Genomic DNA, 13,713 nt, shown 5'->3' on the forward strand with positions numbered 1-13,713 from the left:
ACACATACGCCGATACTCAAAGACACACGATGGGCCGCTCGACCAACTCCTCGTCTACCTCGCGCACGCCGTCCTCCCTACCGCCGAAGCGGACCGGTCTTTTGCGCGCCTTGTTCGCACTCAAGCACTCCTACGATGGGCTGCTCACCACGTTCCGCTCGGAAAGCGCCTTTCGCCAAGAGACCGCGCTGGCGATCGTGCTCATCCCCTGCGCACTGCTGCTGCCAGTCACGCCCGTCGAACGGGTCATGCTGATCGGCTCCGTGCTGCTCGTCTTGCTCGTCGAGCTGCTCAACTCGGCGGTCGAGGCCGTCGTCGATCGCATCTCGCTCGATCGGCACGAACTCTCGCGTCGAGCCAAGGATTGCGGCAGCGCGGCCGTGCTCATCGCGCTGATCATCTGCGCGATGACGTGGGCCACCGTGCTGTGGCCACTTGCGAAGCAATGGCTCCATGGGCACGGGTGATGCCCCCGGCAGCACTCGCCGGCCGAACGGTAGGGTTTGGAATTATTACAACCGTACGACCACATTCTTACTCAAAGCCTTCAAAACAACAAGGGTCACCTCTCCTTCTACGCGACATCCGGCAAACCCCTGATTGAATCCGGTCAACTTTTCTTGTTACAGAAACATGAAAAAATTGCCGAAAGTCTAATACGTGCTTTTTTCCTACTTTTTATTGGGAAGGGATTGCTTTCGGTAAAAGCCGTTCTTAGAATGGCCCCCATGGTGTTACAAGTTGTAACCACCTGTATCAATCGATGCACCGGGGTCACGCAAACGATAACGTCCCCGCGAGCGAAAAAAATACACGGTATTAAATACCGGCCGGGTCAACGGGGCTTCGGAAACGTGAGAAATGGACCGCAGCGAGACGCTGGACTCTATCCGCGAAATTAATTTGTCGTACATCATGCTCGCGCAGCGCATGCTGCGCGAGGACAAGGCCATCGGGATGTTCCGTCTGGGCTTGTCGTCGGAGTTGGCCGATCTGCTGGCCGGACTTTCGCTCGCGCAGAGCGTGAAGCTTGCCTCCTCCGATCAGTTGTTGTGCTTCTTCCGCTTCAACGACCACGCGATGCTCTCGGCTCTGACGCAGACGGCCAAGAACACCGACGTCGCCGCCACGCACACCGCGATCCTGCTCGCAAGCCAACCGGCCGAGCAGTTCGCGTAAATCGAGGAGGCCGCGCCATGGTCCAGAAGAAGAGCCTCACGGAAGATGCCCAAGAGGTATTCCGCGCCATCGCGCTGATCGAACTCGGTGCACGCATGCAGGTGCTCGAGAGCGAACTGACGCTCTCGCGCGACCGCATGATCCGCCTGTATCGCGAGATCAAGGGTGTATCGCCGCCGAAGGGCATGCTGCCGTTCTCGGCCGATTGGTACATGACATGGCTCGCGAACATTCACGCCTCCCTGTTCTACAACACCTACGTCTTCCTGAAGCATGAAGCCGGGTGCTCGCATCTCGACGCGCTGACGAAGGGCTACCGCCTGTACCTTGAGCATTGCAAGCACAGCGACGCCGAGCCCGTGCTCGACCTGACGCGCGCTTGGACGCTCGTGCGCTTTTTCGACGCCGACATTCTGCAGCTGACGTCGTGCTGCCGTTGCAGCGGCAAGTTCGTTGCGCACAAGCACGATCTGCAGAACAACATCGTGTGCGGCGCCTGCCAGCCGCCTTCGCGCGCGGGCAAAACCAAACGCGCCAGCGCCGCCAAGCATAACCTCGAAGCCGCGCAAGCCGCCGCCTGAGTTCGGCCTGAAATGGATCGCCTGACCGGCATGGGGCTGTTTGTCGCCGCGGTCGACGAGGGCAGCCTCGCGGCCGCGGCGCGCCGCTTCGGCATGTCGGCCGCGATGGCCGGCAAATATGTCGCCGCGCTCGAAGCGCAGATCGGCGCCCGCCTCCTCCAGCGCACCACCCGTCGCCTGACGCTCACCGACATCGGCCACGGCTACTACCCGCGGTGCAAGGCGATCCTCGAATCGGTCGACGAAGCCAACCGAGAGGCCAGCGCCGCGCACGGCACCGTCCGCGGCGTGCTGCGCGTGGCGGCGCCCGTCACGTTCGGCGCGCTGCATCTCGGCGGCGTCGTGGCGCGCTTCCTGAACGCGCATCCCGAAGTCAACGTCGAAACCGTGCTGAGCGACCGCTATGTCGACTTGCTCGAGGCCGGCGTGGACGTCGCGCTGCGCATCGGCAAGCTGAGCGATCCGGCACTCGTCACGCGGCGCATTGCGCCATGCCGCATGGTGCTCTGCGCCTCGCCGGCGTTCTTGCAGCGCAACGGCACGCCGCGCAACCCGGCCGCACTCCAGCGTGTCGCCCGCCTGGCGTTCAGCGACGCCGTCTCCCCCGGCGATTGGACGCTGCTCGATACCAAAGGGCGCGCCCATACGATCGGCGGCCCCTGCCGGCTCGTCGCGAACAACATGCAGATGCTCGTCGCCGCGGCGCTCGCCGGCAGCGGCATCGCTTACGGGCCGTCGTTCGCGTTCGGCGAGTTGCTCGCGCGGGGCGATCTCGTCGCCGTGCTGCCGCGCTACCGCGCGGCCGATCTCGACCTCCAAGCGGTCTATCCGAGCACGCGCCTCATCCCGCTGCGCGTGCGCCGCTTCGTCGACTGTCTCGTCGAAACGTTCGGCGACGATCCGCCATGGGACCAGGGCGTCCAAGCCGCAAAGTCCGCCAAGCCATCGCGCTAAATCGGCGAATTAAACGCTTCCTACACCGACTTTCGACTCAGGATATTCCCTGAGATCGCCCTCTTTATTGCTGCATCGCAATAATCTCCGCTAACTCCCATTTGACAAACTTCTCACGCAATTAGACAAATCTGTCTTTGCCGCATTGCATTGAATCCATCTGCTTGACTCCTTTCGACGCTGCTGCTGTACTAAATCCATGCAGTTGATTTAGTCGAGCAGCCGATGCGACGCGCTGCCAATTCGTTGTCAACCACCCGGAGGAGGAGCATTCGATGAAGACCCGTCCCTACCTGGCCGCCGCCAAGCATGTGATGCTCGGCGCGGCTGCGGCCTCGGCGTTGTGTGCCGGTGCAGCGTTCGCCGATCAGCCCATCGTCGGCCTCATCACGAAGACCGATACCAACCCCTTCTTCGTGAAGATGAAGCAAGGCGCCGAAGCCGCCGCGCAGAAAGACGGCGCCAAGCTGCTGACGGCCGCGGGCAGGTACGACGGAGACAATTCATCGCAGGTGACGGCCCTCGAGAACATGACGACGGCGGGCGCCAAGGCGATCCTGATCACGCCGAGCGATACGAAGGCCATCGTGCCGTCGATCGAGAAAGCGCGTAAAGCCGGCGTCATGGTGATCGCGCTCGATACGCCGACGGACCCGCAAACCGCCACCGACGGGCTGTTCGCGACCAATAACTTCAAGGCCGGCGAGCTGATCGGCGCCTACGCCAAGAAAGCGCTCGGCGGCAAGCCTGCGAAGATCGCCACGCTCGATCTCGCACCGGGCATCTCGGTCGGCATCCTGCGTCACGACGGCTTCCTGAAGGGCTTCGGCATCAAGGCGGGCGACCCGAGCATCGTCTGCAGCCAAGACACGCGCGGCGATCAGTCGAAGGGGCAGGCGGCGATGGAAAACTGCTTGCAGAAATCCCCCGACATCAACGTCGTCTACACGATCAACGAGCCCGCGGCGGCCGGCGCCTATCGCGCGCTGCAAACCGCAGGCAAGGAAAAGAACGTGCTGATCGTATCGATCGACGGCGGCTGCGAAGGCGTGCGCAACGTCAAGGCCGGCGAGATCGCGGCGACGGCGCAGCAATACCCGCTCAAGATGGCCGCGATGGGCGTCGATGCCGGCGTCAACTACGCGAAGACCGGTAAGAAAGTGAGCGGCTACACGGACACGGGCGTCACGCTGATCACCGACAAGCCGATGTCCGGCGTCGACAGCAAGGACACGGCCTTCGGCTTGCAGAACTGCTGGGGCCAATAACGGAGCACGGCGCGGCATCGCCCATAGCTTGACTTAGCTTCACGCTTCATTGCCGCGCCGGCACTGTCGCTGTCACTACCAGTCATTTCGTTTCGATCGTAGGAGAAGACGCATCATGACGACTCAATCCGCCGGGCCGGTAGCGCCGGCCCCCGTTCCTCGCTCGCGCGCCCTTCGCATGCCGAGCATCGCAGAGGCCGGCCCGCTGATCGCCCTCATCGCCGCGTGCGCCTTCTTCATCTCGCAGAGCCATCGCTTTCTGTCGTTTCAGAATTTGTCGCTGATCCTTCAGCAAACGATCGTCGTCGCCGTCATCGCGATCGGACAGACGCTGATCGTGCTAACCGCCGGCATCGATCTGTCGTGCGGCATGGTCATGGCGTTCGGCTCGATCATCATGACGAAGTTTGCCGTCGTGCTGGGCGTGCCGCCGATCTTGGCCATCCTGTGCGGCATCGCCGCCAGCGCATTGTTCGGACTCCTGAACGGCGTGCTCGTGACGCGCGTGAAGCTGCCTTCGTTCATCGTGACGCTGGGCACGCTCAACATCGCGTTCGCGTTGACGCAGCTCTATTCGAATGCCGAGACGGTATCGAACCTGCCCGACGCGATCATGTTCCTCGGCAACACGTTCCGAGTCGGGCCGGCCGAAGTGACCTACGGCACCGTGCTCGCGCTGCTTCTGTATCTCGTCACTTGGTTCGTACTCCGAAATACCGTTCCCGGCCGGCATCTGTACGCGCTCGGCAACAACCCCGAGGCCGCGCGCTTGATGGGCTTGTCGTCGGAGAAGATCTTGCTGACCGTCTACTCCCTGTCGGGGGCGATCTACGGCATCGCGGCCCTGCTGCTCGTCTCGCGCACCGGCGTGGGCGATCCGCAGGCCGGCCAGAGCGACAACCTCGACAGCATCACGGCCGTGGTGCTCGGCGGCACCAGCCTGTTCGGCGGGAGAGGATCGGTTGTCGGCACATTGCTCGGCGCATTGATCGTCGGCGTGTTCCGCAACGGCCTGACGTTGATCGGCGTCTCGTCGGTCTATCAAGTGCTGATCACCGGCATTCTCGTGATTCTCGCGGTGGCGGCCGACAAGCTTTCGCACCGTCGCGGCTGAGGCATCGGACTTCGCCGCCCCTCTTCGTATGCGTAGGTTCGGTTTATCTGCGCAATCGTATTCGCATTCGTATTCGCATTCGCCAAGGAAACGCCATGTCGACTTCAAGCTCCCGCTCAACACAGCCCGTGCTCCAGGCGCGCGGCCTCGTGAAGCGCTATGGACAAGTGACCGCGCTGGACGGCTGTGATTTCGAAGTCATGCCCGGCGAGATTCTCGCCGTCATCGGCGACAACGGCGCCGGTAAATCCTCGCTGATCAAGGCGCTCTCCGGCGCGACCGTCCCCGACGAAGGCGACATCCTGCTCGACGGCGCACCCGTGAAATTTCGCAGCCCGCTCGACGCGCGGGAGAAAGGCATCGAGACCGTTTATCAGGAGTTGGCTGTCGCCCCGGCCATGACGATCGCCGAGAATCTGTTTCTCGGGCGTGAGCGCCGTTTGCCCGGCTGGCGCGGCTCGGTGCTCAGGATGATCGACAAACGCCGCATGCTCGACGAAGCCACCTCGCACATGAAGGATCTGCAGATCGGGATTCGATCGATGCGCCAGGCGGTCGAGACGCTATCGGGAGGACAACGCCAAGGCGTTGCTGTCGCGCGCAGCGCGGCATTCGCGCGGCATGTCGTCATTCTCGACGAGCCGACCGCCGCGCTCGGCGTGAAGGAAGGCAACATGGTGCTGGAGATGATCCGGCGCGTGCGCGATCGTGGATTGCCGGTCATTCTCATCAGCCACAACATGCCGCACGTGTTCGAGATCGCCGACCGCATTCATATTCAGCGGCTAGGGAAACGCGCCGCGCTCGTCAATACGAAGGACATTCATATGTCCGACGCGGTGGCGATCATGACGGGTGCCAAGCAGGCGGATGTTCGGGCCATTGCGTGATGACCGGCGTGTGGCGTTGCCGTCACGTCGCGCCGTGTCGTATCGTGCCGTGCCGCGTTGTGTTGCGTTCGCACGTTGCTCGCGAAGCGGATGGAATGCGGACGCATGAGGATCTACTGAAATGAACGCGCGAACGCATCCGCATGCGACGAGAACGGTCGGCTCGAATCAAGTCGGCATGCGGCAATTCAACGAGCGGATCGTGCTGCAGGCGATCCGCTTGCATGGGCCACTGCCCAAAGCCGACGTTGCTCGGCTCACGCGGCTCAGCATGCAAAGCGTATCGATGATCGTTGACCGGCTCATCGACGATGGGCTGCTCGCCAAGCAGGCGCGTGTGAGGGGCCGCATTGGGCAACCGTCGGTGCCCATTGCGCTGAAGCCCGAAGGGGCGTACACGATCGGCATCAAGGTCGGGCGTCGCAGTCTCGACGTACTCGCGATGGATTTCACCGGGCACGTCTGCACGCGCGATGTCCTCGAGTATGCGTATCCCGATCCCGACATCTTGTTTCCTGCGTTGGAAAGCAAGATCGCCCGGGTGATCGATTCTTTGGGGGCGCACGCCGACAAGGTCGTCGGAGTCGGTGTCGCCGCGCCGCTATGGCTGGGCGGATGGCGAGACTTTTTGGGTGCGCCGCCCGCCGCGTTGGAATCGTGGAACGCCATCGACATTCGCACGCGCATCGCCACGATGACGGGACTCCCCGTCGAGTTCGCCAAGGACACGACTGCCGCGTGCGCGGCCGAACTCGTGATGGGACAAGGGCGCGGCATTCGCTCGTTTCTTTACCTGTTCGTCGGGACATTCATCGGCGGCGGGTTGGTCATCGACGGCCGCTTGCACGGCGGGCCGCACGGCAACGCGGGTGCAGTGGGCTCGATGCCCCTCTCGATCGGCGATGGGCGCGCGCCACGACAATTGCTGCATACCGCATCGGGGTTCGTTCTCGAGCAGCGCTTCGTCGCCGCAGGCGTGCCGGCAGCCGCCGCGCACGATCATCGAGCGCTCGGGGCCGACGTCTGGGCGGTTACCGAGCGGTGGCTCGACGAAGCGTGTCCCGCCATTGCAATGACGATCGCCGGTTCGACGGCGCTGCTCGATCTTGAGGCCGTCGTCATCGACGGAGAAGTCGATCGGCAACTCATGCGCGAACTCATTCGACGCACGCAAGGTGCGCTCGATCGCATCGAATGGGAAGGGATGGTCAGGCCGCAACTGATCGAAGGGACGATCGGGGCGGATGCAAGAGCGATGGGCGGGGCGATTCTGCCGCTCTACGCGCATTTTGCGCCGATGCATGAGTTGTTTTTGAAGGATTAGGGCGACGCGACGCGAGCAAGGGAGACCTCCACTTCCGGCTCGCCGCCGCCCCGCGGTCTCGAATTCATCAAATCAATCAAAATCGTCAGCATTTGAGATCCGCACCTCTCCCACTAGCGGCGTGTGATTTCTAGACGCGTCCGGCAAGACAATTTCGGTGACACTAACGCTGTGAATCGTCAGCAAGCTCCATCTATGCTGGGAGAACAGAATGCCGAAAGTCACCGATGCATTGTTTGTCCTCGATCCCACCAAGATTCTGACAGACCACGGGACCAACGATGGTTATAAGCCACTGAATAACGAAGGCCTCGGCTACGTATTCGCAGTGGCGCCTTTCTCAGATGTTGCGCAGAGTACGGATCAAAGCGAAGTAGACGCGCAGCAAGCGCAAGACCACCAGCAAGAGGAAGGTGGGGACCAAGCGGAGCTCATCATCAATGTCGGCGATGTTGCCCGCTTTCGCTCTCTGCCGTTGGGATGGCGAAGCGATCATCAATGCTTCATCGACAAAATTGTCTTTGATACGCCTGGCAATAAGATCATCACATCGCCCACCAAAATTTGTCGGTCCGTAAGCAGCACCGAGCTTGATCCAACGGCAACGTTATTTACACAATATACCCTCGCTTCCGAAGTCGACCATTACCACGAAGCGACGACGATTTGCTCCGGAACGGCGAAATTCACCGTCAACTTCTCCATTTACGACGATAAATTGCGGAGATTGGGCGGATACAGCCTTCGATCTCAAATAAAAGTCGAAGCCTAATCCCCCGCCCACCTCATACCGGGTGTACATACGCTATATATTTCAATACCGCGACTACGCGAACTGACATCACTCCATTGGTTACCCTTTATCTTATCGAAGGAACCATAATGCCGAATTCTGAAATCATCAAAATATTAGTGGTAATCGATGCGGAACGAATCCTTCGAGACCATACGCCCAATGGATCCCAACCGGTTCCGCTCAAGAACGCAGGAAAGGGCTATGCATATCTGCTAACCGAATGGTCGGATACCGATCAATATCAAGGCACCACCACGTTTAAAAGCGGCTGGGTAAACGAGCAAGATCAAGAAGAAGGCGGCTACTCATTAAACGTCAGAGCAAAAGCTGGCGACATCGTTCAGTGGCGAGCGGTTTCTTTGACATCGCCATTTCAGTATCGGTGCTATCTCAAAGGCCTAGAGTACGGTAGCTGGTCGAATATCACGGCACCTCAATCCAAAACAAAACCTCTCGCCTACACAGTCGCGACTCCGGGTGCGCCCCCGTCCGGCGGGATGACGATAGTACCAGCCAACGATTATTGGTGGGAGTCCACCGTTCAAAATTCGAATCGGCAACCTTACAACCTGCTATACACGATCGTCGACAATAACGGCTCGAACAGAGGAATCTTCTCGCACGATCCTTATATCACGTGAACTGTGCGTCAATCGATATCGCAATCACGTCACTCAAATGGAGCCATCATGCCAAACGTCATTGACTGCGCTGCAGTGTTTGACCCGGTAAAGATTCTTCAAGATCACACCTCGCCTTCCGCGCAATTGCCGCATTCGGTCTCATCCGGCACCAGCTCGACCGATAGCTGGATTCCACTCAAATACAGCGGCCGTTCCTATGTATTCTTCCTGGCCCCCTCCGCTAACGTCGCGACCACGAGCAGTCAGGACGCCCTGGAGGCCAGCAATGATTTGCGAATCATCGCCAAAGTTGCCGATACTCTTCGTTTTCGAGTAGCCAGCTTAGCCCTACGTTGCGATCATCAATGCTTTGTGGAGCAAATCGATATTGCCAGTGGAGCGCAATGCATCACCGAACCGACACTACAACAACGTGCATCGGTTTCGACGATGGTGGACGCCTCGGTGTCCACTCTGGATCAAGTGAAACCCACGGATATTATCGATAGTTGCTGGGAGTTTACGGCCACCCAGGCAGGGTTGGCGGCCGCCAACATGAAGTTTCGGATTTACGACGACAAGGCAGTGCTTCGAGGGAATTTCGTCTGCACGATCTGGTATATGGTGCAGCCGTAACAGGGTTCGGCCAAGCGCTTCCGCTCCGCTTGCGCACGGCGTTGCGGCCACATGCACCGAGCATTTCTTGACTCCGGCGCCGTCGTTACCTCAATCGAAGAGGCTACATATGAACATCGACGTAACCTATATTCCGAATCTAGAAGGAATCTTCCAAAGCTCGCTTTTTAGCGCAACTTCTTATTACAACGCATCCGTCGCGGGCCAGGGTTTAGTTTTTGGATTAACCCGATCAAGCAATGAAAACGCCGGACCATATTGGCCCGGATATCCAAACACGGCCAGCAACAATCAAGGCGGAGTCAACTTGAACATCCGGGTTCAGCCCAACGATAAAGTCAGACTGCGCACAAATTCGTTGACGGCTGGATTCAAGTATCAATGCTTCATTCAATCCATCGCTCTTTACGAAAAAAGCATCACGGCAAGCGCTCACAAATGCGAGGCCATTCCCGCCACATCTAGGACAACAACCGGCGCAGTGGCCGTGACCCAGGTTTTCGACGATTACTGGGAACTTACCGTCGGCGACAAGCTCGGATATGAGCAATGCACGATCAATTTCTCCATATTCGACAGCAATGCCACTCGCATAGGAGGATTCTTCACCTATCTCTACGTGAATTGGCCAGGTGAATCCCCGTACTCCATTCAGTAAATAAGCGCCTTCACCATCACCTGTGCACAGCGGCACCGCAAGACAACGCTCTGTAAAATGCGCCTCATCTTTCGAAGGAGACATTAATGAGCATCATTAATGTAACCATGTTCGTAGATATCATCGGGATCCTTCGCAACTACCCCGTGAGCGGGTCGACCGATACCTGCATCGAGGGCTTCGAAAAATACATTTTTTTCGTGACCGATTGGAGCGATGTGAATTTCGGGGGGCCCTATGGCGTACGTTCCGCCGGCAAAAGCGCCGACGAGGGCAGTTGCTGGATAGACATCAAGGCCGCAGCCGGCGACTGCATTCACTTCCGGGCAATAGGCCTCTCACTAGGATTTGAATATCAGTGCTTCATACACCCCTTTTCGTTTAGCGATTCACGCATCGTGTCGGATGCCAAGCCGGTGGCGAGCAGCAGGCTCGTGGCTGTCCGGGACCAGGCGGGCAAGGTCGTTGTGAAACAGATCGACGACTATCACTTGGAAGCCCAGGTCACGGGGCCCGGGCATGTGTCGTATAGAGTGTCATTTTCTGTATTCGACAGCACGGGCGTACGCATCGCAATACTCACGCTTGACCCAAATATCGAGATCCCCGGAACAAGCAGATACGCCGTGGGGTAAGTCGATTGTTCCATCAGCTTGATGGTCGATCGATGCGAGTGCACTCGGAATTTATTTACAAATTTATCGAATAATAATCAAATATTGAATTACACGATGGCCAACCATCTTTCTCGGCAAGGATCACACAAAAACATCAGCATTGTCGACGAAATTTCAACTATCGTTAAATTGAAACCGCGAGAACATCACATCGCACCCCTCGGCCTTGCGATTTGATACGAAACAGCCAATCCTCAAAAAGTAAAAAACATCACCAAATAATTGTTTTAATCATCAATAATTTTTATAGGAAAATCAAAATGCCAGCCCCCGACGGTACATTGCTATGCCTTTTCAGTAATGAAAAATTACTTTTAATTGACGATTTTTATCGCGAATTAAAAGGAATATACAAAATCACAGACGTCTGGCCTAATCTCGCCACATACAACACAGCACCCTCTGTTAATATGGGCAACAATTTGGATGCCGCATATTATTGTCCGGAATATACGCAAATTGCATTTTTTAAGGCTGATCAATGTGCAATTTACAATTACGGATCAAACAAATGGCTTCAGGGAAAAATAAGCGACCATTTCTCCGCGCCGACTTCGACAGGTGAAACTTTTTACAGCAACCTCACCGCCGCCAGCACGGGGGTGAACCATGTTAATTATGCGTTTTACAGCGGAAGAAATTTCATTAACGGCCCGATCGCCAATCAAGATCCATTTCAAGTCACCAAAGTTAATTTAAGTCAAGGGCCATCCGATATAGTCAGCAATGGCTGGAATCTGAGCAGCAACCAGGACTTGGTCGCTTCCACCCTCGTGGCAGAACTAACCGCATACGGTGCCCAAGGTGATGGAAAGCTGGAGCGCTGCCTCATTGTTCACGATACCAGCGATGGTCATTACAAATTTACATTCGAACAAAATGGTGTTCCCGGCTTTACCCCCGTTAAAGGCGTAATGCGGCTAACGGAACTGTGGCCGCAATATAGCGACAATGAATTTCCGATCCAAGCCGCGACGCGCGTAGATGCTTCGATTGTCGCCAATGCCAAGCCGCTTCCAGTCCCCGTACCCACCCCCTACCCGTACCAAGGCCCTGGCCCTGTGCTCACTCCGAACCCGCTGTGCGACGAACTCGGCAACATCATGAAGTCGGTCTGCAGCTTGACCCTCTTGATGCATAAAGCCATCGACGCGTGCTATCCGCCTTCCTCGTGGCCGACGCAACCGTATCCCGACGGTTGCTCGAGTTCGGGCCATAAGCGTCATCCGTGCGGATGCAAGGGCCAACCCGGGGGAACGTCTTACGGAGGAGAGCCGGCGGGAGGACCTGTAGGGCCTCTGGGAAATGGTCCCGTGCAATAGCACGGATGCACGCCTTCCCCAGAGATCGCCGACAAACTGACGATGTGAGGCCGCCGAAGACTTCGAAGCCATTGGCCGCCGTGGCCTCGGACATCGCATCTAGGAAACGGAAATGGCAACCTCCGACGGCACACTGCTGTGCATATTTAGCGGAAGCGATTGCATCATCGTCGATGATTTCAATCAGCAAGTTCAACAAACCATACCAATCAAGACGATCTGGCCGGGGCTGCCGGATGAGATGAGCAGCAATCTCGACGCCGTGTGTCGCGACGATAACAACGGTCAATTCATCTTTTTCAAGGGGGCTCAATGCGCGGTCAATAACTTCCGAAGAAGCACATGGGCGAATGGTCTCTTCACGAAATTTTTTAACATAATTCAAAACCAAGACGGTGGCCTTGATGGCATACGTATCTGCGGGTCGTTTGACGGGTACTTTGACAGTTCCGTTGGAAAACCTCCACTTCGATTGCACGCGTACTCCGGCGACAATTTGGAGTACATGACGGGGTCTCCGGGAGACCTTACGGACCAGGTAACCCCCACCAACCTTGGCGGCCCGACGCCCATCCAACAAGATCAAGGCTGGAAGCAAATTCCCGGGCACGCGGAAGTTGCCGCCTCACACGTTTTCTGGCCAACGAGCATTCCGGGAGGGACGGGGCAGCTAACGCCAGCAATGCTGGTCAAGGACATGCGCCCGGACGGCAACACGAACGACAACACCTATCAGTGCACGTTCATCGACAGCCAAATCTTCACGCCCCTGAAGCACATGTGGCAAGGCTGGCAAGTCGATTGGACGATAGACGCCGCGACGCGGGTGGAAGCTTCAATGGTTCCGCCCCCGCCGCCCCCGGTTCACCACCATCACCACCATCATCACGGCCACCATGGTCACCACGGCCCGGACCCCATCCTCTCGCCCAACCCGCTGTGCGACGAGTTACCCAACATCATGAAGACGATCTGCAGTTTGACCGTCCTGATGCACAAGGCGCTCGACGCTTGCTACCCGCAGTCCTCGTGGCCCACCCAGCCTTATCCCGACGGATGCGCCGGCTGGGGCGGCCACAAGCACAAGCATCACGGCTGCGGATGCCAGGCTCCCAAGCACCAGCCCGACACCCCCACCAATAGCTGACAGCACCAGCATCTACACACGCAGTCCCGGACGAACCTCGCCCGGGACCTGCTTCGGCCGTTGTCCGCACCATCCCACCGCTCCTTTCCCCTCTCCCTTGCTTAAACCAGTACCTTGCATAAAACACTACCGGCTGCTACAGTTCGAACCATGTCATACCAAGTACCTTGCGATGCATAGGACAGAGCACCCAGGACACCGCCGCGCAGCATGAAGACTCAACTGAAGAAAGGCACGCTTGATATGTGTGTCCTAGCCGTGCTCGCCCGCGGCGACAGCTACGCCTACGAACTCGTGTCGACATTGTCGGAAACGATGGAAATCAGCGAAGGCACGATTTATCCGCTCATGCGCCGGCTACAGGCCGAAGCCTGGGTCTCGACGTATCTGGTCGAATCGAGTTCCGGCCCGCCCCGCAAGTACTACACGTTGACGGACTTGGGCCGTCGAAGTCTGGAGGCAATGCAAGTGGAATGGCGCGGGTTTGTCGACGAAGTGAACAGCGTGCTCGGCTGGCCCGGCATCAAATAAGAAAAGGGGAACC

The 13,713-nt window shown here is 58.1% G+C and carries 16 protein-coding genes; all 16 read left to right on the forward strand.

The genetic code is table 11. From position 1 onward, the window contains the following. The first annotated feature begins 29 nt into the window (after positions 1–29). Positions 30–467 carry a diacylglycerol kinase gene (locus DWV00_RS10280; RefSeq protein ID WP_115533477.1) on the forward strand — a complete coding sequence of 146 codons (438 nt, stop codon included), beginning with the start codon at positions 30–32 and terminating at the stop codon, positions 465–467. Positions 468–861: 394 nt separating this feature from the next. Next, on the forward strand, positions 862–1,179 hold the full coding sequence (gene flhD, locus DWV00_RS10285; RefSeq protein WP_115533478.1) for a flagellar transcriptional regulator FlhD: 318 nt from the start codon (positions 862–864) through the stop codon (positions 1,177–1,179). Positions 1,180–1,196: 17 nt separating this feature from the next. Further along, positions 1,197–1,760, forward strand: a complete 564-nt coding sequence (gene flhC, locus DWV00_RS10290) for a flagellar transcriptional regulator FlhC (RefSeq protein ID WP_115533479.1) — start codon at positions 1,197–1,199, stop codon at positions 1,758–1,760. Between the two features lie 12 nt (positions 1,761–1,772). Further along, positions 1,773–2,714 (forward strand): LysR family transcriptional regulator, encoded by a 942-nt coding sequence (locus tag DWV00_RS10295; RefSeq protein ID WP_115533480.1) that lies wholly within the window; start codon positions 1,773–1,775, stop codon positions 2,712–2,714. 314 nt (positions 2,715–3,028) lie between these two features. Next, the gene (locus tag DWV00_RS10300) at positions 3,029–3,982 is read left to right on the forward strand and encodes a sugar ABC transporter substrate-binding protein (RefSeq protein ID WP_425452754.1); all 954 of its coding nucleotides are present in this window, start codon (positions 3,029–3,031) and stop codon (positions 3,980–3,982) included. Between the two features lie 178 nt (positions 3,983–4,160). Beyond that, positions 4,161–5,096, forward strand: a complete 936-nt coding sequence (locus tag DWV00_RS10305) for an ABC transporter permease (RefSeq protein WP_115533872.1) — start codon at positions 4,161–4,163, stop codon at positions 5,094–5,096. 95 nt (positions 5,097–5,191) lie between these two features. Further along, positions 5,192–5,986, forward strand: coding sequence for an ATP-binding cassette domain-containing protein (locus DWV00_RS10310; protein WP_115533482.1), 795 nt, complete (start codon positions 5,192–5,194; stop codon positions 5,984–5,986). Between the two features lie 121 nt (positions 5,987–6,107). Beyond that, entirely contained in the window at positions 6,108–7,310 is a 1,203-nt protein-coding gene (locus DWV00_RS10315) for an ROK family transcriptional regulator (protein ID WP_115533483.1), read from the forward strand. Positions 7,311–7,521: 211 nt separating this feature from the next. Then, the gene (locus tag DWV00_RS10320; RefSeq protein ID WP_115533484.1) at positions 7,522–8,082 is read left to right on the forward strand and encodes an AidA/PixA family protein; all 561 of its coding nucleotides are present in this window, start codon (positions 7,522–7,524) and stop codon (positions 8,080–8,082) included. Between the two features lie 110 nt (positions 8,083–8,192). After that, positions 8,193–8,747 carry an AidA/PixA family protein gene (locus tag DWV00_RS10325; RefSeq protein ID WP_115533485.1) on the forward strand — a complete coding sequence of 185 codons (555 nt, stop codon included), beginning with the start codon at positions 8,193–8,195 and terminating at the stop codon, positions 8,745–8,747. 48 nt (positions 8,748–8,795) lie between these two features. Then, complete coding sequence (locus DWV00_RS10330; RefSeq protein WP_115533486.1) at positions 8,796–9,365, forward strand: AidA/PixA family protein; 570 nt, start codon at positions 8,796–8,798, stop codon at positions 9,363–9,365. A 109-nt stretch (positions 9,366–9,474) separates the two neighbouring features. Further along, complete coding sequence (locus tag DWV00_RS10335) at positions 9,475–10,023, forward strand: AidA/PixA family protein (protein ID WP_115533487.1); 549 nt, start codon at positions 9,475–9,477, stop codon at positions 10,021–10,023. A gap of 86 nt (positions 10,024–10,109) precedes the next feature. Further along, positions 10,110–10,658: an AidA/PixA family protein gene (locus DWV00_RS10340; RefSeq protein WP_115533488.1), complete on the forward strand. Its 549-nt coding sequence runs from the start codon at positions 10,110–10,112 to the stop codon at positions 10,656–10,658. A gap of 302 nt (positions 10,659–10,960) precedes the next feature. After that, positions 10,961–12,022, forward strand: a complete 1,062-nt coding sequence (locus DWV00_RS33630) for a hypothetical protein (protein WP_147297867.1) — start codon at positions 10,961–10,963, stop codon at positions 12,020–12,022. 112 nt (positions 12,023–12,134) lie between these two features. Continuing rightward, positions 12,135–13,169, forward strand: coding sequence for a hypothetical protein (locus tag DWV00_RS33990; RefSeq protein WP_181885419.1), 1,035 nt, complete (start codon positions 12,135–12,137; stop codon positions 13,167–13,169). Positions 13,170–13,379: 210 nt separating this feature from the next. Further along, positions 13,380–13,700, forward strand: coding sequence for a PadR family transcriptional regulator (locus DWV00_RS10350; RefSeq protein ID WP_115533489.1), 321 nt, complete (start codon positions 13,380–13,382; stop codon positions 13,698–13,700). Positions 13,701–13,713 lie beyond the last annotated feature (13 nt).

It is taken from the genome of Trinickia dinghuensis (assembly GCF_003367175.1).
GTDB lineage: Bacteria > Pseudomonadota > Gammaproteobacteria > Burkholderiales > Burkholderiaceae > Trinickia > Trinickia dinghuensis.